Below are 23,207 nucleotides of genomic sequence, written 5' to 3'. Positions count from 1 at the left end.
TCAGGCGGGCAGGCGCCAGACCTGGTTGGCGCCGCCGAAGCAGTCCCAGATCTGCAGCCGGGTGCCGTTGGCGGAGCTGTTGTCGGTGGCGTCCAGGCACTTGTTGGAGGCCGGGTTGCGCAGCGTGCCGTTGGACTGGGCCTGCCACACCTGGGCGCCGGTGCCGTTGCAGTCCCAGAGCTGGACCTTGGTGCCGTTGGCGGTGCCCGCACTGGTCACGTCGGCGCACTTGCCCAGGGCCCGCAGGGTGCCGTCGGTGGCGACGGTCCAGTTCTGCGCGGCGGTGCCGTTGCAGGTGTAGAGCTGGATGGCGGTGCCGTTGGCGGTGCTCGCCGCGGCGACGTCCACGCACTTGCCGCCGATGCCGGTGATCGGGCCGGTCCGCCCGGTCGGCGGCGGGCTGCCGCCCATGACGGTGTCGTAGATCGCGCTGACCAACGAGGTCGAGCCGGTGGTGTCCTGGGACAGCTCCCAGTTCATCATCCCGCCCGCGTTGGCCATCGCCCACTGCGTCTTGCGCTTGACCGTCGGAATGCCGTTGTAGCACTGCTGGACGCCGCCGACGGTGGTGCAGTCGCGGTTGGCGTTGGCCGGGTCCATGCCGACCAGCGCGGCGTAGGTGTAGTAGCCGGGGCGACTGTAGAAGGGGACACCGAGCACCGCCTTGGCGGCCGGCAGACCGCGGGCCTTCCAGCCGTTCACGGCGTTGACCGACCAGTCGTGGTTGGCGTGCGGGCTGCCGCCGTCGTACGCCATGATGTTCAGCCAGTCGACGTGGCCGAACACCTCGGTCGACACGCCCTGCGCGTAGTAGCCCTCGGCCACGACGGCGGCGGTGAGCAGCTTGCCCCGGCTGTGCAGGGCGCTGCTCAACTGGGACATGAGCAGGGTGTAGTTGGTGGCTGAGGCGCCCGGGTCGGGATACTCCCAGTCCATGTCGACACCGTCGAGGTTGTACTGGTTGACGAAGGCGACGACGTTGTTGACGAACGCGCCGCGGGTGCCGGAGTTGGCCGCCAGCGCCTCGAACGCCGAGTCGTTCCCGTCGTTCCAGCCACCGATGGCGATCGACACCTTGACGTTGTTGGCGTGTCCCAGGGACACGAGCGAGGAGAGCTTGCTCGGGTTCTCCACCGGGCGGAGGCTGCCGTCGCTGTTGGGCAGCACGAACGCGTAGTTGATGTGGGTGAGCTTGCCGTACTGGACCGTGTTGACGTTGCCGCTCCAGGACGGGAGGTAGCCGACGCTCTTGAAGTTGTTCGGCAGGACCGCCGCCCCGGCGGCGGCCGGGGTCAGCGCGAGGGTCGCGCCGGCGGTGGCCAGCGTGAGGAAACCGGCGGCGAGGGCACGGCGGCGGTGGGGACGTGGTGAGGGCATCGAGGGGCCTTCCGGTGGGCGGGGTGCGGCGGAACGTCTTCCTCGAGGAGGCCAAATCTTAAACAGTGTTAACTATTAGTGTCAACGACCCTCTTCGATATCGGGAGAAGTGGTCCCGGTACTGACCCGGCCCCCTCAGTGACGTGGCAGGGCACCGTCCGGCCGCACGTCACGCCCCCGGCCCTGACGTGGCTCGGAAGCCACTCGGACGGCGGTACGGGCTGAGTAGTGTCCTCATGAGGGTCCGGAGCGGAAGGTGCGGCTGATGCGTGCTGCGGTACTGCGGGAGTTCGGTGCACCGAACTCGTCGGAAGGGGACCGCACCCGGCTCGCTCAGGTGACCCGGGACGGCTCGCCCGGCATCCGCTCCCAGCCGCGGCGTTCGGCGAGGTCGCGCAACCGGCTCATGGCGTCCCACACGTCCACGTGGCGGGTGTACAGCGGCGCCGGACCGAGGCGCAGCCGGTCCGGCGTGCGGTAGTCGGCGACCACCCGCCCGTCGACCGCCAGCGCCCGTGAGATCCGCAGCGCCTCCGGGTGGTGCAGCGAGACGTGGCTGCCGCGCCGGTCCGGGTCGCGGGGGGAGGCGACCCGGAATCCGTACGGGGTGAGCCAGGCGTCGGCCAGATCCACGATCATCTCGCCGAGGCGGCGGCCCTTGGCGCGTACCCGGTCGATCCCGGCCTCGGCGAGCACGTCCAGCGACGGGTCGAGCGCGGCCAGGGCGAGGATCGGCGGCGTACCGACCAGGAACCGGTCCAGGTCCGGCGTGGGCTCGTAGGCCGCGCCCATGGTGAACTGGTCGCGCTGGCCGAACCAGCCCTGGATGGGCTGGCGCAGCGACGCCTGCAGCTCCTGCCGCACGTACAGGAAGGCGGGGGCTCCGGGGCCCGCGTTGAGGTACTTGTAGGTGCAGCCGACGGCCAGGTCGGCGCCGGTGGCCGTCAGCTCGATCGGCACCGCCCCGACGGCGTGCGACAGGTCCCACAGCACCACGGCGCCCGTGCGCCGGGCGGCGTCGTTGACCGCCGCCATGTCCTGCAGCGCCCCCGAGCGGTAGGCGACGGCGGAGAGCACCACCAGCGCGACGTCGTCGTCCAGGGCCGCTCGCAGCTCGTCGGTGCGCAGCCCCTCGTCCAGGTCGGACGGCAGCGTGCGCACGGTCAGCCCGCGGGCCTCGGCCAGACCCTGGAGGATGTACCGGTCGCTGGGGAACTCCTCGGCGTCGACCAGCACGGTGCGGCGGTCGCCGGTGGCGTCGAGGGCGGCGGCGGCGAGCTTGTACAGGTTCACCGAGGTCGAGTCGGAGACGACCACCTCCCCGGGCCGGGCGCCGAGGGCGTGCGTGGCGAGCCGGTCGCCGAGCCGGCGGCCCCAGTCGATCCAGGTCGGCCAGGAGCGGATGAGCTGCTCACCCCACCCCTGCCGGACGAGCCGGTCGAGGTGCTCCGGGGTGGCCGCCGGGAGCCGCCCCAGGGAGTTGCCGTCGAGGTAGATCAAGTCGTCGTCGGCGATCACGAACCGGTCGCGCAGGTGGGCGAGCGGATCGGCCGCGTCGAGTTCCTTGGCCACCGACCGCGGGAAGTCCTCGCGCACGGCCGCTCCCTTCGATCCGTTCGGACGATCCAGTCGCCCAAGGTAGCCGACCGACCGCCGGGCCGGCCGCGCGCGTGCCGCCCGGCCCGGTGGTCGGTCAGACCGGCGTCCGGTGGTCCGCCTCGAAGCGGGCCCGGGTCAGGAACGCCAGCCGGGCCCGCTTGTCCGGCATGTCGATCTCCTCGTCGAGGGCGAACCCCTCCCGCTGCAGCCGGCGCAGCGCGCGGTCGTTGCGGACGTCCGGCTCGGCGACGATCCGCCGGGCGGCCGGGTCGCGGAACAGGGAGCGGAACAGGGCGGGGGCGACGGCGGTGGTGAGGCCGCGGGGCGGGTCGTCGCCGGGGGCGAGGAGCAGGTGCATCCCGACGTCGCCGGGCTGCACGGCGTAGCGTTCCCCCACCGGGTCGGCCTCCGGCTGGTAGCTCTGGAACAGGCCGATCGGCGTCCCGTCGAGCATGATCAGGAACGCGTGGTGCGTGGGCAGCCCGTCGGCGAACTCGTAGATCTCGCGTACCTGCTCGACCGTCCACGAGCCCATGCCCCAGAACCTCGCCCGCGGCTGGGTGACCCAGCGGTGCACCAGCTCGGCGTGGGCGCCGGGGTCGAGCACGACGAGGGACAGCTCGCCGAAGCCGGGGATCGTCTCGCGGTAGGTCATGGTGCCTCGTCTCCTGTCGTCGGGGTGAGCTGTCGCGCGTCGGTGACCACGGGGATCAGCCGGCCGTCGGCCCACCGGGGAAGCTGGTCGTCGAAGTGCGGGTCGCCGAGGCGTCCGGACGCGCCGAAGGGGACGATCCAGCGGCTCGCCGCGCGGTCGGTGAGGTCCCACACGTACCGGGCGACCGGCCCGCGCCAGCACTCGTCGGACACGCCCGGGATGCTGCTGGTGGCGAGCACGCAGTCGGTGTCACCGGACAGGTCCACCTGGGCCCGCATCGCCTCCACCGCCGCGTCGACCTCCGGCGCCACGCCGAGGTGGACCGGACGCAGCAGGTGCCGCCGTCCCCACACCGGGGACGGTCCGCCCGCCGCCACCTCCTCCAGCGCCGCGGCGGCGACCGGCGCGACGTCACCGTCGAGGCGGTCCAGGCCCGCGACCACCCGGTCGAGGGCGTAGCCGATGCGCGCCGCCGGGTCCGTCCACGGGGCGAACAGCTCGTCGTAGGGGCGGGCGTCGAAGAGCGGGCGTAGGCGCGGGTGCTCGTGCAGCCGGCGGGCCAGGGCCCCCCGCCAGGCGGCGTACGCGCCGGCGTCGGCGTCGTCGGCCCGCATCCGCCCGTCCCAGGCGACGAGCCGGTCCCGCAGCGCCCGCGCGGGCCCGCCCAGGCCGTCGGGGCGGAGCCGGTCGAGCAGGCCGCGCAGCGCCGTCGCGGGCAGCCGGCTGTCCATGTGTACGACGTCCGGCTCGACGCCCTCGGCCACGAGACCCGCGATGCGGCGCGCGCGGTGCGGCGGGGCGAAGTCCGTACCCAGGTCGGCCACGTCGGGGCGCCGGTCGTTGGCGCAGACCGTGGGGCCCTCCACCGGGGCGTCGGCCAGGGGCGCGTAGTCGTCCCGCCACCGGTAGCGCGGGTCCCAGCCGGGCACCGGCTCCCGCCGGCACCGGTCGTCGCGGACGGGGACCAGCCCGGCGACGAGCCGGCGCACCTGTCCGCGCCGGTCGGCGGTGAGCACGCTGTTGACGGGCTCGACCCAGACCCGCAGCGCCGCAGCGACGTCGTCGGTGGTGCGGGCCCGCAGCAGCGGCAGCAGCGCGCCGAAGCCGAGGTTCCCCTCGACCCGGCTGGGCGTACGCAGGCTGATCGCCTCGCCGGTGCGGCGGTCGTGGTCGACGACGGGCCCGCGCGGCGTCTCGACCACCTCCACGGATTCCGGCTCGCCGCCGCGGACGTCGATCCGCTCGACGTGGCGCAGCGCCGGCACCCAGCCGTCCGCGTCCCGGACCAGCAGCCGTTCGCCGTCGCGGCGCAGCTCCTCCCGGTAGAGGTCCTGGTAGTCGGCCATCGCGTTGGTGATCGCCCAGGCGACCTCTCCGGCGTGTCCGAAGTGGGGGAGCCCCGGGACGCCCGGGAACGCGAGGCCGACCACGTCGAACTCGGGGCAGGCGAGCCGCACCTGCTGGTAGACGCCGGGCAGCTCCAGCATGCGGTGCGGGTCGCCGGCGATGACGGGTGCCCGGCCGGTGGCGGGGTCGCCGGGCACCGCCCAGGCGTTGCTGCCCGATCCTCCCGGGTCCTCGGCCGCGAACAGGCCGACCGCCTCGGGCCCCGAGGTGGCGGCGACGTGCGCGCGCCACAGCTTGCTGGGGAACGTGCCGAAGAGGATGTGCTGGACGAGGAAGACCCCCAGCGGTGACCACGGTCGCCACCGGCCCGGGGCGCGGTCGATCGCGGCGAACTCCGGCGCCCCGGCGGCGCCGTCGGTGAGCCCGTCGTTGACCCCGTCGACGTAGGCGGCGACCCACCGGCGGGTGGGTGCGTCGAGCCGGTCGTGGCACCGGCGTGCGGTGTCGTCGAGGCGTGCCCGGCGGGCGAACCGGTCCCAGGCCACCGCGCCGGGGCCGAGGTGTTCGGCGAGCCGGCCCTCGGACCGCCACCGCTCGGTCTCGATCTGCCAGGCCCGGTCGGTCGCCGCGACCCGCCCCTGAAGGCGGGCCAGGTCGTCCACGGTGTCGGCCCGCAGGTGCGGGATTCCCCACGGGTCCCGACGCACGCCGTTCATCACGCCTCCTTGACTTGGCATTAGGTTAGGCTAACCTAAGTCCCGTTGTGATCAAGCGACACGGTCGCGTCACGGGGCGTGTCCCCGTCCCGGTCCACCGTGTCCTCCCGTGACCGAGAAGGACTGCCATGAGCCTGCCCGGAACCGCCGTCGAGGCACCACCCTCCGGCCCGACCACCGGCTCGGCCGCCGCCCGCGCCCACCTGTTCCACGCCGGCTCCGCCGAGCGGTACCGGCGGGTGCTGGCCGACGGCATCGACCGGGTCGCCACCCGGGTGGCCACCGTCGACCGCCCCTGCACCGGTGTCACGCCCGACGACCTCGCACCGCGTGTCGCCGGCATCGACCTGGACCGGCCGCTCGCCGACACCGGCGCCGCCCTCGACGAACTCGGCGAGGTCTACCTGCGCGACGCGGTCTGGTTCCACCACCCCCGGTACCTGGCCCACCTCAACTGCCCGGTGGTGATCCCCGCCCTGCTCGGCGAGGCGGTGCTCAGCGCCGTGAACTCCTCCCTGGACACCTGGGACCAGAGCGCCGGCGGCACCCTGATCGAGCGCCGGCTCGTCGACTGGACCGCGGCGCGGATCGGCCTCGGCCCGGACGCCGACGGTATCTTCACCAGCGGCGGCACCCAGTCCAACCTCCAGGCGATGCTGCTGGCCCGCGAGGAGACCTGCGCCCGCGTCCTCCCCCCGACCGACCGGCCGACCCGCCCGGAGCTGCTGTCCCGGCTGCGCGTCATCACCTCCACCGCCGGCCACTTCAGCGTCCAGAAGGCCGCCACGCTGCTCGGCCTCGACGCGGACGCGGTGATCACCGTGCCGACCGACGCCGAACGGCGGATGCGGACCGACGAGCTGGCCACCACACTCGACCGCTGCCGGCGGGCCGGCCTGGTGGTGATGGCGGTCGTCGCCACCGCCGGCACCACCGACTTCGGCAGCATCGACCCGCTGCCGGAGATCGCCGACCTCTGCGCCGCCGCCGGCGTGTGGCTGCACGTCGACGCCGCGTACGGCTGCGGGCTGTTGGTCTCACCGACCCGCCGCCACCTCCTGCACGGCATCGAGCGGGCCGACTCGGTCACCGTCGACTACCACAAGTCGTTCTTCCAGCCGGTCAGCTCCAGCGCCCTGCTGGTCCGCGACCGGCGCACGCTGCGCCACGCCACGTTCCACGCCGACTACCTCAACCCGGCCCGGATGGTCGAGCGGCGCATTCCCAACCAGGTGGACAAGAGCCTCCAGACCACCCGCCGCTTCGACGCCTGCAAGCTCTGGCTGACCCTGCGCGTGATGGGCCCGGACGGGATCGGCGACCTCTTCGACGAGGTGTGCGACCGCGCCGCGGGCGCCTGGGCGATGCTCACCGAGGACCCCCGCTTCGAGGTGGTGACCCGCTCTCCGCTGAGCACCGTGGTCTTCCGCTACCTGCCGACCGGCCCGGACCGGGTCCTCGCCGACGACGCCAACCTGTACGCCCGCGAGGCCCTCGCCGCCTCCGGCGCCGCGCTCGTCGCCGGCACGACGGTGGACGGCGCGCACCACCTCAAGTTCACCCTGCTCAACCCCGAGACCACCCTCGACGACGTCGCGTACGTCCTCGATCTCGTCGCCGCGCACGCGGGCGCGTACGTGCACGCCCGGTCCGTCGCGGCGCTGTCCTGCCCCGTCGGCTGACGAGCCGTGACCGCACCGGAGAACACCATGCCGACGTACGACCTGATCGCCGTCGGGCTGGGCCCGTACAACCTGGGCCTGGCCTGCCTGACCGCGCCGATCGCGGACCTCGACTGCCTCTTCCTCGAAGCGCGCGACAGCTTCGACTGGCATCCCGGCATGCTGCTGGAGTCGACCCGCCTCCAGACGCCCTTCATCGCCGACCTGGTCAGCCTCGCCGATCCCACCTCGCCGTACTCCTTCCTCAACTACCTGAAGGAGACCGGCCGGCTGTACCCGTTCTACATCCGGGAGAGCTTCTTCCCGCTGCGCGTCGAGTTCGACGACTACTGTCGCTGGGCCGCCGGGAAGCTGCCCACCGTGCGGTTCGGACACCGGGTCACCGCCGTCGGGTACGACGAGGCCGACGGCACCTACGTGGTACGAACCGACACCGCCGACGGGACGGCCACCCACCGGGCCCGCCACCTGGTGCTCGGCACCGGCACGCCGCCGCACGTGCCCGACGCCTGCCTGGGGCTGGGCGGCGACGCCGTGCACAACTCGCGGTACCGGGAGAACCGGGCGGCGCTGCGGACCAAGCGCAGCGTCACCGTGGTCGGCAGCGGGCAGAGCGCCGCCGAGATCTACCACGACCTGCTCGGCGACATCGACACGTACGGCTACCAGCTGAACTGGGTCACCCGGTCGCCGCGGTTCTTCCCGCTGGAGTACACCAAGCTGACGCTGGAGATGACCTCTCCGGACTACGTGGACTACTTCCACGCCCTGCCGGAGGAGACCCGCTACCGGCTGGAGGCCGAGCAGAAGCCGCTGTTCAAGGGCATCGACGCCGACCTCATCAACGACATCTACGACCTGCTGTACGCGCGCAGCGTCGCCGGCCCGGTCCGCACCCGACTGCTGACCTGCACCGCCCTGCGCACCGCCGCGTACGACGAGGCGAGCGGGACGTACACGCTGGGGCTGCACCACGTCGAGCAGGGGCGCGACGCCACCCTGGACACCGAGGGCCTGGTGCTGGCCACCGGCTACCGGTACCGGGTGCCGGAGTTCCTGGAACCGGTCCGCGACCGGATCCGCTGGGACGGTCACGGCCGGTTCGACGTCGCCCGCAACTACAGCATCGACCACACCGGCCGGGGGATCTTCCTCCAGAACGCCGCCACCCACGCGCACAGCGTCACCTCACCCGATCTCGGCATGGGCGCGTACCGCAACTCGTGGATCATCCGCGAGGTGACCGGCCGCGAGCACTACCTGATCGAGAAGAGCTTCGCCTTCCAGGAGTTCGGCGTGCCAGCGGGAGTCGTCTCGTGACCGTGTTCACCCGGGTCGACGACCGGCTCGGCGAGTTCGCCCTGCGGACGCTCGATCCGGACGCCGACGCCCCGCTGCTGCACGCCTGGGTGACCCACCCGAAGGCCGCCTTCTGGCTGATGCAGGACGCCGACCTCGCCCGGGTCGCCGACGAGTACCGGCGCATCGCCGCCCACCCGCACCACGACGCCCACCTCGGGCTGTGGCGTGGCACCCCGGCCTTCCTCGCCGAACGCTACGACCCCGCCCACGTCGACCTCGTCGGGCTGCACGACGCGACCCAGGGCGACGTCGGCATGCACTTCCTGTGCGCCCCCACCGACACCCCGGTGCACGGCTTCACCCGGGCGGTGATCACCACCGTGCTCGACTGGATCTTCGCCGACCCCGCCGTGCGGCGGGTCGTGGTCGAGCCCGACGTGCGCAACACCGCCGTGCACGCGCTCAACGCGGCCGTCGGGTTCACCGTCGTCCGCCCGATCCGCAAGCCCGAGAAGGACGCCCTGCTCAGCATCTGCACCCGCGAGCAGTTCCGGACCGCCACCCGAGGAGACGTACCCGCGTGAACGCAGGACTCGACCACCTGACGCCCGAGCGCTGGGCCCGCGCCAACCGGTTGCTGGTCCGCAAGGCCCTCGCCGAGTTCGCCCACGAACGCCTGATCGCCCCCGAGCACACCGGCGGCGGCTGGTGGCGCCTGTGCGGCGACGACGGCGCGGTCGAGTACCGCTTCGCCGCCCGGGTGCTCGCCCTCGACCACTGGCAGATCGACGCCGACACCATCACCCGCCACTCCGGTGACCGGGACCTGCCGCTCGACGCCGTCGACCTCTGCCTGGAGCTGCGCGGCGCACTCGGCCTCACCGACACCGTCCTGCCGGTCTACCTGGAGGAGATCAGCGCGACGCTGGCCGGCACCGCGTACAAGCTCGCCGCGCCGTCGATCGGCGCGGCCGAGCTGGCCGAGGCCGACTTCCAGACCATCGAGACGCGGATGACCGAGGGCCACCCGTGCTTCGTCGCCAACAACGGCCGGATCGGCTTCGGCGTGGACGACCACCACCGGTACGCCCCGGAGTCCGCCGCCGGTGTCCGGCTGGTGTGGCTGGCCGCCCACCGCGACCACGCCACCTTCACCTGCGCCGCCGACCTGGACTACGACACCCTCGTCGCCGCCGAACTCGACGGCGACACCCGCACCCGCTTCGCGGCGACCCTCACGGGCCTGGGCCTGGACCCGGCGGACTACCTGCTGCTGCCGGTGCACCCCTGGCAGTGGGAGAACAAGCTGGCCGTCACCTTCGCCGGCGAGGTCGCCCGGCGCCGACTGGTTCATCTCGGCGAGGGACCCGACACGTACCTCGCCCAGCAGTCGATCCGTACCTTCTTCAACGCCACCCGGCCGGACCGGCACTACGTGAAGACCGCCCTGTCGGTGCTGAACATGGGCTTCATGCGGGGACTGTCGGCCGCGTACATGGAGGCCACGCCGGCGATCAACGACTGGCTCGCCGACCTGGTGGACAACGATCCGGTGCTCAAGGGCACCGGACTGTCGATCATCCGGGAGCGGGCCGCGATCGGCTATCGCCACCGCCAGTACGAGGCCGCGACCGACCGGTACTCCCCGTACCGGAAGATGCTGGCCGCGCTGTGGCGGGAGAGCCCGGTGCCCGGTCTGGAGCCGGGCCGGCGGCTGGCCACCATGGCGTCGCTGCTGCACACCGACCACGACGGCCGGTCCCTGGCCGCGGCGCTGATCGCGCGGTCCGGCCGGACACCGGCGCAGTGGCTGCGCCGCTACCTCGACGCCTACCTGGTGCCGCTGCTGCACGCCCTCTACGCCCACGACCTGGCCTTCATGCCGCACGGTGAGAACGTCATCCTCGTCCTGCACGACGCGACGGTCGAGCGGGTCATCTTCAAGGACATCGCCGAGGAGATCGTCGTCATGGACCCGGACGCCGACCTGCCGGAGCGGGTACGCCGGATCGCCGTGGCCGTGCCCGACGACGAGAAGATCCTGTGCATCTTCACCGACGTGGTCGACTGCTTCCTCCGCCACCTGGCGGCCGTTCTGGTCGGCGAGGACGTCTGCGACGAGGACACCGTCTGGCGGACGGTCGCCGAGTGCGCCGCCGACTACGCCGACCGGGTGCCGCACCTGGCCGGGCGGCTGGCGCGCCACGACCTGTTCGCACCCGAGTTCGCCCTGTCCTGCCTCAACCGGCTCCAACTGCGCGACAACCGGCAGATGGTCGACCTCGCCGATCCGTCCGCCGCGCTCCAGTTCGCCGGCACCCTGGTCAACCCGATCGCCCGCTTCCGACCGCCCCGCTGACCGGCCCACGGGCCGTCCGGCTCGGGTACCGACCGGGCGTCCCGGATCGACAAGCGTCGAGGACATCCATAGACTCCGGTCGCTCCCGTACCACGAGTCCAGGAGGTTGCCCGTGTCGTGTGAACCCCGACCGCAGTCCGCTCCCACCCCCCGTCGCCCCCTCCGTACGCTGACCCGCCTCGGCGGCGCGGCGCTGCTCGCCGGCGCGCTGCTCGCCACGGCGGGGACCGCCGCGGTGGCCGCGCCCGACGCCCCGGTGACCGTTCCGGCGGCGTCCGGCGAGCCGCGTGTCACCCCCGGCCCGTGCGCCTACACGGCGACCCCGGAGGAGCCGGCCGCCCGGCCGGTCCCGCTGCCGCGCGACCCCCGCCGTACGCCGGACCGGGGCACCGTCCGGGTGACCCTGTGGACCAACCACGGCCCGATCGGGCTGATCCTGGACCGGGAGGCGGCGCCGTGCACGGTGCAGAGCTTCCTGCACCTGACCCGGCACCGCTTCTACGACCGGACCTCCTGCCACCGGCTGACCGCGTACCCGACGCTGAAGGTGTTGCAGTGCGGCGACCCCTCCGGGACGGGTTCGGGCGGTCCGGGCTACCGCTACGCCGACGAGCTTCCGACCGACCTGCCGCCGGCGCCCACCGACCCGACGGGCGTGCGGCGGCTCTACGCCCGGGGCACCCTCGCCATGGCCAACGCCGGTCCGGACACCAACGGCAGCCAGTTCTTCCTGGTGTATGCCGACTCGGCCCTGCGGCCGAACTACACCATCTTCGGTTCGGTCGACGCGGCCGGGCTGGCCACCCTGGACCGGATCGCCGCCGGGGGAGTGGCGCCGACCGACGAGGACCCGGCCCCGGTCGACGGGGCACCCGCGTTGCCGGTGGACATCCGCAAGGCGTTCCGGCACCACGGCCGCTGACGGCGGACATCGCGGCACCACGCCGGGTCGGAGTCGTCCGACCCGGCGTGACCCGTCCCGACCCGTCGCTCACCCGGCCGGCTGCGGCCGGACAGAAGCGTAACCGATGGGTTACGCTTTACGGCGTGGACGAGGTGGCGGCGGCGATCGCGGATCCCGTACGGCGGGAGATCCTCGTGCTGCTGCGTGGCGGAGATCGGTCGGCGGGTGACATCGCCGCTCGTTTCCCGATCAGCCGGCCCGCCGTGAGTCGCCACCTGCGGGTGCTGCGCGACAGCGGCCTGGTGCGGGACGAACTGGTGGGCCGGCAACGCTTCTACCGGCTCGACACCGCCCCTCTCGCCGGGCTCACGGAATGGCTCGCGCAGTTCGACGCGCCGTCCGGATGGGCGCACCGCCTGGACGCGCTGGAAACCGAGGTGTACCGCACACGCCGCGAGCGCCACGCCCGTGACGCGTCGGACCGGACAGGGGAGAAGACAGCATGACGAGGACGCCCAGTGGACGGTTGGTCCGCACCGGGAAAGGGACCGACCTGGTGCTCACGCGCCGGTTCCGCGCCCCGCACACCGACGTGTGGGCCAGCATCACCGAGCCGGAACGCAGCGCCCGCTGGTTCGGCCGGTGGGAGGGCGAGGCGGGCCCCGGACGCACCGTCCGGGTGCAGATGGCGTTCGAGGAGGACGCGCCGTGGAGCGATGTCCTGATCGAGGAGTGCGAGCCGCCCCGGCGCCTCGTCGTGTCGGCGGTCGACGAGCACGGCGCGTGGCACATCGAGATGCTGCTCGCCGAGGCGGGGGGCACGACCGAGCTGACGTTCACCCAGCACCTCGACAGCGACGAGGGCGTCGGCGAGGTCGGCCCCGGCTGGGAGTACTACCTGGACCTGCTGGTCGCGGTGCACACCGGCGAGCCGGGGCGCGAGTTCGACGACTACTACCCGGCCATGAAGCCCTACTACGAGGGACTACGCCAGGGCTGACCCGGTAGGGGCGGGTTGCTGGCGACCCGGCCGGATGAGGCGCGGTGCGAGGTCATCCGAGATGCTGGCGCGCTTCTCGGTCCGGTTCGGCTGGCACGGTTGCCGTACTTAGCTGCTGTACTGCTGGTGTCGGCCGGTGTACTTCCCTGGTCCAGCCAGTCACACCCGTACGGCTCCGACGGTCGTAACGCGGGCGCAGGTCCGGTATTTCGACTCACAGTCAGCCGAGCATGGGAGGAACTATGAGCCGGAATTGGCGTGGTGGTCGTGGCCGCCGATCCGCCACCACCGGTGCTTGCCGATCTCGTCGGATCGGCGGCGGGGGTCTTCGGCTTGGCAACAGGACCCGGCGTCCGGCTCGAAGCGCGTCAGGCGATGAACCGCACCTCCGGGAAGGCCGGGTTCGGGCCTTCGAGCAGGCGCTGCCGCCGGTGGCGTAGGTGCAGGTTGAAGAACGCGAGCGGGTACGCCTGTTGGATCCGCACCGCCCGGGCCGGGTCGAGGGTGCCGACCCAGCCGGCGAGGTCCTCGTCGCTCATCCCGACGATCCTCGCCAGTTGCGGGATCAGCCACTGGCGGTCGCAGTACGCCCCGTGGGCCCCGCCCTCGGCGTGCACGTTGCGGCGCCATCCGCGCAGGTGCGACCAGAACTGGGCGACGCTCGGCTCGGCGGTTCGGGTGAAGTCTGCGGTCATCAGCATGAATGGCCGGTCGAGGTCGGTGACCGGCGGCGCCGATTCCATCGGACCGTCGAGGCTGAGCCCGCACCGGACGCGCCGGTCGGTGTTCATGACGAGAGCGGTCGCGGTGGCGCCCTTCGACCAGCCGAACATGCCGATGCGACGCAGGTCGAGCGCGGCACCCAGGCCGGCCGGCAGCGGACGGTGCTCGATATCGGGGTTGCGACCGGCGGCGAGGTCCTCGAGTCGGTCGAGGACGAACCGGATGTCGTGGGAGGAGTCCCATGGTGTGAAGGACATGCCGTCGACGGGGACGGTGAGCCGACCGTCGGGGAACTCGCTGAACGCGTCGTACGTGTGGTCCACCGTGACCACGACGTAGCCGTGGCTTGCGAGCTCCTGGACGACGATGGTGGCCTCGGCACGGTGACCGTCGTTGCCGTGGGAGAACATGATCACCGGCAGCCGGTCACGTGTTCGGATTGCCGGAGCTCTCTCGTGGCCGGCCGTGAGGGGCGCCGCCGCGACGTCGGCGTCGAACCCGGCGGACACGAGCAGCGCGCGCGTCGGTGCGGCGGGCAGCCACGGTGCCACCGGATGACGCCGGGCACTGCGGGCGGCGGGATACCAGAGGCTGACCATCAGTTCGCGGTAACGTCCCGGACCGGCGACCGGATCCGGGCGGGACCTGTCGACGAGGTGCAGCGACACGGTGCCGACACGGTGCGGCCCGGTCGGTGGGGGCAGTGTGAGCCGGGCCGGGCCAGGCCGGGTGGGGTCGGCGCCGGCCGCCCACCCGCGGCCGCCGCCGAGCGGTACGGCGACGCCGGTTGCGAGCGTGGCTACGAGCAGACGTCGGCGGGTCAGTGCGGTGGTCATCGGTCCTCCGGGCTGTCAGTGGTCTCGACCCGTGCGATGAGCAGCTTCAGTCGCCCGATCTCCTCGGCGAGGGCGGTGCTGCCGGCGGCGGTGAGGGTGATCCAGGTACGGCCGCGCCGGCCGGCGTAGCCCTTTTCGACCTCGATCAGGCCGGCCGTCTCCAGCACGCCCAGGTGCTGGGAGAGGTTGCCGGCGGTCAGCTCCAACTGGGTGCGCAGGTAGCCGAATTCGACCCGGCGGGCCTCGTGCGCGATGGTGAGGATGCCCAGCCGTACCCGCTGGTGCACCACGTCGTCGAGGCCGGTGACGGGATGCGCGGCTCCGCTACCGTCCGGCGCGGGTTTGTCGCCGGGACCGGTCACCGGGGCCGCCGCAGCCGTTGCGCCAGTGCGAAGCCGGCGCTGCCCAGCAGCAGCACGCCGCCGTTGATGACCAACTGGGGCGCGAACGACCACTGGAGCCCCCAGCCGACCCCCCACCCGAAGTTGACCGGCACCAGCACCACCGCCAGGTACCCGAGGGCGAACAGCAGCAGCGCGGGATGCCGTTCCAGCCAGGCCAGCACCAGCAGGGCCAACCCCATCACGCCGGTCGGAGCGAGCAGCCGGAGCAGGAGCTGGGCAGCGGCGGACGGTTCGTCGGGGAACGGCAGCGGGTCGAGGTAGATCAGAACCGCCGTGGCGGCGGCGGACAGCACGACGAGCGCAACGCCGGTGAGCACGTACGGCCGCACCCGGGTGCCCAGTCCCCGGGCCCGGGCGACCCGCAGATAGCCGCCGGCGATCACCACGTACGCCAGCAGCAGCGCCGTCCACCAGTAGAACTGCGCGGCCCGGTACCAGCCCCTGCACGCCACCTGACCGTCCTGCACCGTCTGGCAGTCGCTGAGGACCGGTTGGCTGAACCGGTACACCAGGATCGCCCCGAACGTCACCACGGCCAGCACCAGCAGCGGCAGCCACGTCACCCGCTGGGCAAGACGAACCCGGCGCGCAAGGTCGCGCGCATCAGCCAGCAACCGGCGGGGATCGCCGCCGGCAGCAACCACGTCTGAAGTCATGCAGATAGGTTTGCACAAAAAACTGGTTGGTGCCAGAACCTATTCGCGGCGGGCGCGGCCAGAACCTGCCGTGAGCGTGCCCTCGCGCTGGACGCGGGATTGAACGCGCACGACCTTCACGAGGTCGGCCAATGGCGCAGCCGCTCCCCAGGAAGGTCAGTTCACCCGACCCGTACCTGGCGCGAGGGCGTGAATGCCCAACGACATCCAGCCGGACTTGCTGGCAGCGCCGTTCACCGTCGAGGTTGCCGTCCTGCCGCTGTAAGCAACATCCAGCCGGGTGGCCGGAGCGGGCCGACCCTCCGAGGGCGGAGGTGGCCCGGTCACCCACCTTGTCAGCTAGGACGGAGCGGCGAGATCATTCGCGACGGCAGCCTCAAGGCGATGAAGCCGCTGGTCGAGACACTGATCGGAGACGTTGCCACCACGTGGAAGGACACTCGTCGCTCCAGTCCGCAACCCGACGATGGGGTTCACGGAAGGGGTGACGACCACCGCGCCATCCCCCGCCATAAAGGGCAGACCGTACGGTTCGGGTTCTGCCACATCGGTGGGCCGCCAGGGACTCGAACCCTGAACCTGTGGAGTTCAGGCGATTAGCAGACGGAGGCCCAGCTCCGCCGCGTCGAGATCGAGCAGGCCGCGGTTGCGTTCCGCCCACCGGCCCGAGGCGAGATCGGCACGCAGGCTGCGCACCGCCCGCTGTTCGGCCTCCGGCCCGACCCTGGTCCAGACCGACACCCCGCGCCGGACCCTCTCGTCCAGGTACGCCTCGGGCCGGCGCCAGTAGGCCTCGAAGAAGCCGTCGACGCAGTCCCACGGGATGGGTACCGGCTCCACACGGGCGTCGATCGCGCCGGCCAGCTCGGTCAGCGAAGGACGACCGACCACGAGGCCCGCGGCCTCGGGAAGGTAGTCCCGGGTCAGCCAGAACCGACGGAGCCAGGCGGCGTCACCGGTGTCGTGCGTGAACACCACCACGCGGCGCGCGACGCGCCGCATCTCGTGCAGGCCCGCGATCGGGTCCGGCCAGTGATGGACGGTGGCGAAGGCCATCGCCGCGTCGAAGGACCGGTCCGCGAACGGGAGGCTCTGCGCGGCGGCGGCCACGCACGGCGCGGCGCCCGCCGGGCGCTGCGTACGCATGAGCGCCGACGGTTCCACCGCGGTGACGGCACGGTCGGCGGGCTCGTAGGAGCCGGTGCCGGCCCGACGTTCACCACCGTCCGCGCATCGCCGAGCGCGGCCCAGACCTGTGCGGCGATGCGCGGCTCGGTGCGCCGCGTCACGGTGTACGTGGCACCGATGGTGTCGTACAACTGCCCGCTGGACATGCCGCCGCCTCTCTGAGGGACCCTCGCACCACCTCACCACGTCGACCACCCGTGGATCCAGCCCGAGCGCCGGCCTCTGATCGCCTTCGGTCGGCTTTCGGTCCGCTGTGGCCCAATCGGTGTCAGCGGGCGCCCGTTGTCATCCCCGTGCGGCGGGCGCCCGCGTCGAACCCGAACCGGAGTGAGGAGACACCCGTGCGGAAGAGCATCAGGGTCGTGATCACCCTGGCCGCCGCCGCCACGACGGCAACCGCCGTCGGCGGCGCGGCGTACGCGCACAGCGAGCCCGAGCCGGTCGTGCAGATCGTCACCGAGCGGGACGTGCCGGCCGACTGCCCCGACAAGGCGGACCGGGCCGCGACGGGGGAGGCGCTGTGACAGCCGCCCCCGTCCTGGTCAACGGGACGGAGGTGACCGCCGACCTCGGGCAGGCCGACGCCGCCCGGTTGCTGGAGAAGACCCTCTTCGAGGTGAAGCGGGTCATCGTCGGCCAGGACCGCTTGGTGGAGCGTCTGCTCACCGCGCTGCTGGCACGCGGGCACTGCCTCCTGGAGGGTGTGCCGGGAGTGGCGAAGACCCTCGCGGCGGAGACTTTGGCCACGGCGGTCGGCGGCAGCTTCGCCCGGATCCAGTTCACCCCGGACCTGGTGCCGTCGGACATCCTGGGGACCCGGATCTACCGGTCCTCCCGGGAGAGCTTCGACATCGAGCTGGGCCCGGTGATGGCCAACCTCGTCCTCGCCGACGAGATCAACCGGGCGCCGGCGAAGGTGCAGTCGGCGCTGCTGGAGGTGATGGCCGAGGGGCACGTGTCGATCGGCGGGCGCACCCACCCGGTGCCGACGCCGTTCCTGGTGCTGGCCACCCAGAACCCGATCGAGTCCGAGGGCGTCTACCAGCTGCCGGAGGCCCAGCGGGACCGGTTCCTGATGAAGGTGGTGGTCGACTACCCGACCGAGGACGAGGAGCTGGGCATCCTCTACCGGATGGGCGCGGATCGGCCCGCCGCGCGTCCGGTTCTCGACCCGGAGCGGCTGGTGGCCCTCCAGGCGCTGACCCGGCAGGTGTTCGTGCACCACGCTCTGGCCGAGTACGTCGTCCGGCTGGTGCTGGCCACCCGTGACCCGGCCCGGTTCGGGCTGCCGGACGTGGCCGGGCAGCTCGCGTACGGGGCCAGTCCCCGGGCCACGCTCGGGCTGGTGGCCGCCGCGCGGGCGCTCGCCCTGCTGCGCGGGCGTGACTACGTGCTCCCGGCGGACGTTCGGGAGGTCGCGCCGGACGTGCTGACCCACCGGTTGGTGCTCTCCTTCGACGCGGTCGCCGACGGCGTCGACGTGACGACGCTGGTGCGCCGGCTGGTCGACGCGGTTCCGCTGCCGCAGATCGCTCCGTCCCAGCACGAGCAGGGGCCCGGTCTGGGGGCAGCCGCGTGAACGGGCACCCGGCCACCGTCGGGGACCTGGCCCGGCAACGGCGACTGCGCCGGCTGGAGCTGACCGTCACCCGCCGCCTCGACGGACTACTGCACGGCCGGTACCTCGGCCTGCTGCCGGCTCCGGGCAGCGAACCCGCGGGCAGCCGCGAGTACCGGCCGGGAGAGGACGAGGTACGCCGGATGGACTGGTCGGTGACCGCCCGTACGACGGTGCCGCACGTACGGACGGTGGACGCCGACCGGGAGTTGACCACCTGGACGCTCGTCGACGCCACGCCCAGCATGGATTTCGGCACCGCCGAGCTGGAGAAGCGGGAGCTGGCGGTGGGGGCGGTCGCCGCCGTCGGGTTCCTCACCGCGGGCCTCGGCAACCGCCTCGGCGCGCACCTGCTCACCAACGAGGGGGTCCGCCGGTTCCCGGCGCGCACCGGGCGTACGCCCCTGCTGGGGCTGCTGCGGACGGTGCTGGACGTGCCGCGCGGCCTGCCGGCGACGGCGCCGGTGTCCCTCGCCGACGGCCTCGTCGGGCTGCACCGGTCCGCCGGGCGGCGCGGCCTGGTCGTGGTGGTGTCCGACTTCCTCGACGGGCTTCCCGACGACGGCGTGTCCGGCCCGGTCGGCCCGCCGCCGGCCTGGGAGCAGCCGCTGCGTCGGCTGGCGGCGCGGCACCAGGTGCTCGCCGTGGAGGTGTCCGACCCGCGTGAGCGGGAGCTGCCCGACGTCGGCCTGATCACGCTGGTCGATCCGGAGAGCGGGCGGCGGCGCGAGGTGTCGACCGGCAGCCGCCGGCTGCGCGAGCGGTACGCGGCGGCCGCCACCGCGCAGCGCCTGGCGGTGGCGCGGGGGATCCGGCGCAGCGGCGCCGCGCACCTGTCGCTGTCCACCGACCGCGACTGGATCGCCGACATCGTCCGACACGTCTTCGCCCAGCGCCGGCTCGCCGGCGTCGTCCGCCCCGGAGGTGCCACGTGACCGATCGACCCGCACCGGTCCCCACCCGGGAGGTGCCGACGTGAGCTGGGGCTCTCCGGAACGGCTCTGGCTGCTGGTCGGGGTGGCGGCGCTGGTCGTCGGCTACCTGCTGGCCCAGCGGCGGCGCAGTCGCTACGCCGTCCGCTTCACCAACCTGAACCTGCTCGACCGGGTCGCGCCGCACCGACCCGCCTGGCGGCGGCACGTGCCGGCGGGCCTGTTCCTGGCGATGCTGGCGCTGCTGGTCGTCGGGTTCGCCCGCCCGGTCGACGACGTACGGGTGCCACGCGAGCGGGCCACCGTCATCGTCGCGGTCGACGTCTCCCGGTCGATGCTCGCCACCGACGTCACGCCGGACCGGCTCACGGCGGCCAAGGACGCCGCCCGGGAGTTCGTCGACGGCCTGCCGGAGGAGTTCAACGTCGGGCTGGTCGCGTTCGCGGGCAGCACGTCGGTGGTCGTCACGCCGGGCACCGACCGGGAGGCCCTCGCCGACGGCATCGACCGTCTCGCCGAGGGCGCCGCCGGGGTGCAGGGTACGGCCATCGGCGAGGCGATCGACACCTCCCTGGAATCAATCCGCACCCTCGACGACCAGGCGGCCGAGGAGCCGCCGCCGGCCCGGGTGGTGCTGCTCTCCGACGGCGCCAACACCGCCGGTCGCGACCCGGCGGAGGCCGCCGCCGACGCCGTCGCCCAGGGCGTACCGGTCGACACCATCTCGATCGGCACCCCGGACGGGCGGATCGGCTCCGGCGGGGGCGGCCAGGCCGTCCCGGTCGACGGCGAGACGCTGCGCGCGGTCGCCGCCTCCACCGGCGGCGGCTACCACGAGGCGGGCACCGGCGACGAACTGCGCGCGGTGTACGCCGACATCGGCTCCTCGGTCGGCTACGAGATCGAGCGGCAGGACGTGTCGGCCCGGTTCATCGGCATCGGCCTGGTGCTGGCGCTGCTGGCCGCCGCGACGTCGATGCTCTGGTTCTCCCGCCTGCCGTGACCGGCATCGACGCTCCCGTCCCCACCCCGACCGGCTCCCCCCGACCACCGTCCGACGAGGAGGGCACCATGACGACCTCACCATCCGGCCTCGGGGAACCGCGCGGCCCGTGGTTCACCTCACCCGACCTGGCCGACGGCGGCACCGCCGTCCGCGTACCTCCGGAGGAGGCCGGACCGGCGACCGGCGCGGCGGACCGGCGGTGGCCGCGTCTCCTGCTGGCCGGTCTGGCCCTGGTCGCGGTGTCGGCGGGAGCCGGCGGCACCGCCGGCTGGTTCGCCGCGCCGGACGCCCCCGACGCCCCGGCACCCGCCGCCGCGGCGTCCCCGCCGCCGTCCGGTGGCGCCGCGCCGGTTCCGTCGGACCTGGTGACCGCGGCGGCGCGGGCGCTGCCGGGGGTGGTGTCCGTGCAGGTACGCGGAGGGCGCGGCGGCTCGTCCGGATCCGGCTTCGTCCTGGACGACCGTGGTCACGTCGTCACCAACGACCACGTGGTGGCCGGCGGCGGAACCGTCACCGTGGTCGGCCAGGACGGCCGCCGGCTGACCGCCCGCCTCGTGGGCCGGGACCCGGGCAGCGACATCGCCGTGCTCCGGGTGGACGCCGGAAGCGGGCTGCCCGCACTGCCGCTGGCACCGAGCGGACAGACCCGGGTGGGCGAGCCGGTGCTCGCCGTCGGCTCCCCGCTGGGGCTGTCCGGGACCGTCACCGCCGGGATCGTCAGTGCACTGGACCGGCCGGTACGCCTCGGCGGCGGCGCCCGCCAGTCCGCCGTGCAGACCGACGCGTCGATCAATCCGGGCAACTCCGGCGGCCCGCTGGTCAACGCCCGGGGCGAGGTGGTCGGGGTGAACACCGCCATCGCCACCCTGGAGGGCGGCGGCAACATCGGCATCGGCTTCGCCATCCCCATCGAGCGGGCCGCGCGGGTGGCGACCGGCCTCATCGGCAGGGGATAGGTTTCAGCTCATGCGGCTGCTCGTGGTGGAGGACGAGGAGGACCTGGCCGGCGCCCTGCGCGTCGGCCTGACCCGGGCCGGGTACGCGGTCGACGTCGCGGCCGACGCCGCGCAGGCGTACGACCGGCTGCTCGTGGACCCGTACGACCTGATGCTGCTCGACGTGAACCTGCCGGACACCGACGGCTTCACGGTGTGCGGGAGGATCCGGCGCGGTGAGGTCGAGGTGGCCGGTGGGCGGGACCTGCGGGTGCTCATGCTCACCGCCCGCGGTGGCCTCGACGACCGGGTGCGCGGACTCGACGAGGGCGCGGACGACTACCTGGTGAAGCCGTTCGCGCTGGCGGAGCTGCTGGCCCGGGTGCGGGCGCTGCTGCGGCGGGACACCGCCGGCACGGGCGCGGTGCTCACCGTGGGTGACCTGAGGCTGGACGCCGCCCGGCACGAGGCCCGGCGTGCGGGGCGCACGCTGCGCCTGACGCGCAAGGAGTTCGGGGTGCTGGAGTACCTGATGACCCGCCCCGGTCTGGTGGTGCCGGCGGAGGAACTGCTGGAACACGTCTGGGACGCCAACGCCGACCCGTTCACCGAGACGGTCCGGGTCACCGTCGGCACGCTGCGCCGCAAGCTCGCCGACGCCGACGGCGACCCGCCCATCGAGACGGTGGTCGGGCGGGGCTACCGGCTGCGGGAGGCGGCGTGAAGATCTTCCGGTCGATCCGGTTCCGGCTCACGGTGCTCTACTCGACGCTGCTGTTCGCCCTCGCCGGGGCGGGTCTGGGCGTCGCGTACGTGGCGGTGGACCGCACGGTCGACCCGAAACCGCTGACCAAGCGCTACGAGGCGCAACTGGTGAAGCTCAAGAGCGACGGGCGCACCGTACCCACCGGCACCACCATCGAGGTCGCCGAGGTGCAGCAGATCGAGGACGAGGTCAACCTGCGGCTGATGCACACGTTGCGGGACTACTCGCTGATCGCCCTGGGCGGCCTGTTCGTGGCGAGCCTCGGCATCGGCTGGGTCCTCTCCGGCCGGGCCCTGCGCCCGGTCGGCGCGATCGCCCGCACCACTCGGGAGATCCAGGCCACCGACCTGTCCCGGCGTATCCGGCTCACCGGCCCCCGCGACGAGCTGCGCGACCTCGCCGACACCATCGACTCCATGCTCGACCGCCTCGACCACGCCTTCCGCTCGCAACGCCAGCTCATCGACGACGCCTCGCACGAGCTGCGCAGCCCGCTGGCCATCATCCGCGCGCACGTGGACGCCTCGCTCACCTCGCCCGAGGCGTCCGAGGACGAGCGTCGGGCGGCGGTGGCCTCGGTGGACCGGGCCACCACCCGGATGTCCCGGCTCGTCGAGGACCTGCTGGCCACCGCCCGCCGGGACACCGACACCCTCACCGACACCGACGTCGACCTCAGCGCGGTGGCGCGCGAGGCCGGGGAGGACGTCGTGCCGCTCGCCGCCGGGCGCGGGCTGCGCCTGCGGTACGCCCTTGGCCGCGACCTGGTGTGCATCGGCGACCCGGAGGCGTTGCGCCGGGCGGCCGGCAACCTGCTGTCCAACGCGGTACGGCTGTCTCCGCCCGGCGCCGCGATCACCGTCGGCACCGGCCGGGTCGGCGGCTGGCTGTGGCTGGCCGTCGCCGACGAGGGGCCGGGCATCGCCGAGGCCGACCAGAGCCGGGTGTTCGACCGCTTCTGGCGCGGTGAGACCGGCCGGGGTCCCTCCGGCGACCGGCGCACCGGCCTGGGTCTGGCCATCGTCCGGCAGATCGTCGAGTCCCACGGCGGGCAGCCGGCGGTGTTCTCCGCCCTCGACGCCGGCAGCACGTTCGTCCTGTGGCTGCCGGCCACCGACCGGGCCGACGACGCACCGCCGCCCACGACGTCACCCCTCCAGGGCGGGGTCGGCGGGCCGTGACCACGGCCCGCCGACCCCGTT

Annotated in this window: 21 protein-coding genes and 1 pseudogene; 14 read left to right on the top strand and 8 right to left on the bottom strand. The window is 73.2% G+C overall.

What is annotated here, in order from left to right; translation table 11 throughout:
• The 4 genes from ACTMSW_RS07730 to ACTMSW_RS07715 all read right to left on the bottom strand — a co-directional run bounded on the left by ACTMSW_RS07730 (position 1) and on the right by ACTMSW_RS07715 (position 5,694).
• Complete coding sequence (locus tag ACTMSW_RS07730; protein ID WP_441179809.1) at positions 1 to 1,377, bottom strand: glycosyl hydrolase family 18 protein; 1,377 nt, start codon at positions 1,375 to 1,377, stop codon at positions 1 to 3.
• A 333-nt stretch (positions 1,378 to 1,710) separates the two neighbouring features.
• Entirely contained in the window at positions 1,711 to 2,973 is a 1,263-nt protein-coding gene (gene kynU, locus ACTMSW_RS07725; protein ID WP_441179808.1) for a kynureninase, read from the bottom strand.
• Positions 2,974 to 3,070: 97 nt separating this feature from the next.
• Complete coding sequence (locus ACTMSW_RS07720) at positions 3,071 to 3,631, bottom strand: GNAT family N-acetyltransferase (RefSeq protein ID WP_441179806.1); 561 nt, start codon at positions 3,629 to 3,631, stop codon at positions 3,071 to 3,073.
• Positions 3,628 to 5,694 carry a penicillin acylase family protein gene (locus ACTMSW_RS07715; protein WP_441179805.1) on the bottom strand — a complete coding sequence of 689 codons (2,067 nt, stop codon included), beginning with the start codon at positions 5,692 to 5,694 and terminating at the stop codon, positions 3,628 to 3,630. Before ACTMSW_RS07715 ends, ACTMSW_RS07720 begins: the two co-directional genes overlap by 4 nt.
• 128 nt (positions 5,695 to 5,822) lie before the next feature.
• Between ACTMSW_RS07715 and ACTMSW_RS07710 the strand changes: the two genes are divergently transcribed.
• The 7 genes from ACTMSW_RS07710 to ACTMSW_RS07680 all read left to right on the top strand — a co-directional run bounded on the left by ACTMSW_RS07710 (position 5,823) and on the right by ACTMSW_RS07680 (position 12,941).
• The gene (locus ACTMSW_RS07710) at positions 5,823 to 7,376 is read left to right on the top strand and encodes a pyridoxal phosphate-dependent decarboxylase family protein (protein WP_441179804.1); all 1,554 of its coding nucleotides are present in this window, start codon (positions 5,823 to 5,825) and stop codon (positions 7,374 to 7,376) included.
• A gap of 27 nt (positions 7,377 to 7,403) precedes the next feature.
• Positions 7,404 to 8,696 (top strand): lysine N(6)-hydroxylase/L-ornithine N(5)-oxygenase family protein, encoded by a 1,293-nt coding sequence (locus ACTMSW_RS07705; protein ID WP_441180188.1) that lies wholly within the window; start codon positions 7,404 to 7,406, stop codon positions 8,694 to 8,696.
• The gene (locus ACTMSW_RS07700; protein ID WP_441179803.1) at positions 8,693 to 9,262 is read left to right on the top strand and encodes a GNAT family N-acetyltransferase; all 570 of its coding nucleotides are present in this window, start codon (positions 8,693 to 8,695) and stop codon (positions 9,260 to 9,262) included. The genes ACTMSW_RS07705 and ACTMSW_RS07700 overlap by 4 nt, the downstream gene beginning before the upstream one ends.
• Positions 9,259 to 11,037 (top strand): IucA/IucC family protein, encoded by a 1,779-nt coding sequence (locus ACTMSW_RS07695; protein ID WP_441179802.1) that lies wholly within the window; start codon positions 9,259 to 9,261, stop codon positions 11,035 to 11,037. The genes ACTMSW_RS07700 and ACTMSW_RS07695 overlap by 4 nt, the downstream gene beginning before the upstream one ends.
• Positions 11,038 to 11,149: 112 nt before the next feature.
• On the top strand, positions 11,150 to 11,959 hold the full coding sequence (locus ACTMSW_RS07690; RefSeq protein WP_441179801.1) for a peptidylprolyl isomerase: 810 nt from the start codon (positions 11,150 to 11,152) through the stop codon (positions 11,957 to 11,959).
• Between the two features lie 125 nt (positions 11,960 to 12,084).
• Complete coding sequence (locus ACTMSW_RS07685) at positions 12,085 to 12,447, top strand: metalloregulator ArsR/SmtB family transcription factor (RefSeq protein WP_441179800.1); 363 nt, start codon at positions 12,085 to 12,087, stop codon at positions 12,445 to 12,447.
• Entirely contained in the window at positions 12,444 to 12,941 is a 498-nt protein-coding gene (locus tag ACTMSW_RS07680) for an SRPBCC family protein (protein ID WP_441179799.1), read from the top strand. Before ACTMSW_RS07685 ends, ACTMSW_RS07680 begins: the two co-directional genes overlap by 4 nt.
• A gap of 368 nt (positions 12,942 to 13,309) precedes the next feature.
• Here the strand turns inward: ACTMSW_RS07680 and ACTMSW_RS07675 are convergent, their stop codons facing one another.
• The 4 genes and pseudogenes from ACTMSW_RS07675 to ACTMSW_RS07660 all read right to left on the bottom strand — a co-directional run.
• Entirely contained in the window at positions 13,310 to 14,500 is a 1,191-nt protein-coding gene (locus ACTMSW_RS07675) for an alpha/beta hydrolase family protein (protein ID WP_441179798.1), read from the bottom strand.
• Entirely contained in the window at positions 14,497 to 14,862 is a 366-nt protein-coding gene (locus tag ACTMSW_RS07670) for a transcriptional regulator (protein ID WP_441179797.1), read from the bottom strand. Before ACTMSW_RS07670 ends, ACTMSW_RS07675 begins: the two co-directional genes overlap by 4 nt.
• Positions 14,859 to 15,560, bottom strand: coding sequence for a hypothetical protein (locus ACTMSW_RS07665; RefSeq protein WP_441179796.1), 702 nt, complete (start codon positions 15,558 to 15,560; stop codon positions 14,859 to 14,861). Before ACTMSW_RS07665 ends, ACTMSW_RS07670 begins: the two co-directional genes overlap by 4 nt.
• 588 nt (positions 15,561 to 16,148) lie before the next feature.
• Positions 16,149 to 16,882: pseudogene (locus ACTMSW_RS07660) on the bottom strand (class I SAM-dependent methyltransferase); the annotation flags it as partial.
• 207 nt (positions 16,883 to 17,089) lie between these two features.
• Here ACTMSW_RS07660 and ACTMSW_RS07655 point away from each other — a divergent pair.
• The 7 genes from ACTMSW_RS07655 to ACTMSW_RS07625 all read left to right on the top strand — a co-directional run bounded on the left by ACTMSW_RS07655 (position 17,090) and on the right by ACTMSW_RS07625 (position 23,186).
• Positions 17,090 to 17,272, top strand: coding sequence for a hypothetical protein (locus ACTMSW_RS07655; protein ID WP_441179795.1), 183 nt, complete (start codon positions 17,090 to 17,092; stop codon positions 17,270 to 17,272).
• A 14-nt stretch (positions 17,273 to 17,286) separates the two neighbouring features.
• Positions 17,287 to 18,327 (top strand): AAA family ATPase, encoded by a 1,041-nt coding sequence (locus ACTMSW_RS07650; RefSeq protein ID WP_441180187.1) that lies wholly within the window; start codon positions 17,287 to 17,289, stop codon positions 18,325 to 18,327.
• Entirely contained in the window at positions 18,324 to 19,301 is a 978-nt protein-coding gene (locus tag ACTMSW_RS07645) for a DUF58 domain-containing protein (protein ID WP_441179794.1), read from the top strand. The genes ACTMSW_RS07650 and ACTMSW_RS07645 overlap by 4 nt, the downstream gene beginning before the upstream one ends.
• A 40-nt stretch (positions 19,302 to 19,341) precedes the next feature.
• A complete protein-coding gene (locus ACTMSW_RS07640; protein ID WP_441179792.1) occupies positions 19,342 to 20,301 on the top strand; it encodes a VWA domain-containing protein in 960 nt (319 codons plus the stop codon).
• Positions 20,302 to 20,369: 68 nt separating this feature from the next.
• Complete coding sequence (locus ACTMSW_RS07635; RefSeq protein WP_441179791.1) at positions 20,370 to 21,260, top strand: S1C family serine protease; 891 nt, start codon at positions 20,370 to 20,372, stop codon at positions 21,258 to 21,260.
• Positions 21,261 to 21,270: 10 nt separating this feature from the next.
• The gene (locus ACTMSW_RS07630; protein ID WP_441179790.1) at positions 21,271 to 21,963 is read left to right on the top strand and encodes a response regulator transcription factor; all 693 of its coding nucleotides are present in this window, start codon (positions 21,271 to 21,273) and stop codon (positions 21,961 to 21,963) included.
• Positions 21,960 to 23,186 carry a sensor histidine kinase gene (locus ACTMSW_RS07625; protein WP_441179789.1) on the top strand — a complete coding sequence of 409 codons (1,227 nt, stop codon included), beginning with the start codon at positions 21,960 to 21,962 and terminating at the stop codon, positions 23,184 to 23,186. Before ACTMSW_RS07630 ends, ACTMSW_RS07625 begins: the two co-directional genes overlap by 4 nt.
• Positions 23,187 to 23,207: the final 21 nt, after the last annotated feature.

The organism is Micromonospora sp. BQ11 (assembly GCF_052068135.1).
In the GTDB taxonomy this organism is placed as follows: Bacteria; Actinomycetota; Actinomycetes; order Mycobacteriales; family Micromonosporaceae; genus Micromonospora.
Note: the sequence above shows the minus strand (reverse complement) of the source record. Positions and strands in the feature narration are given on the sequence as shown.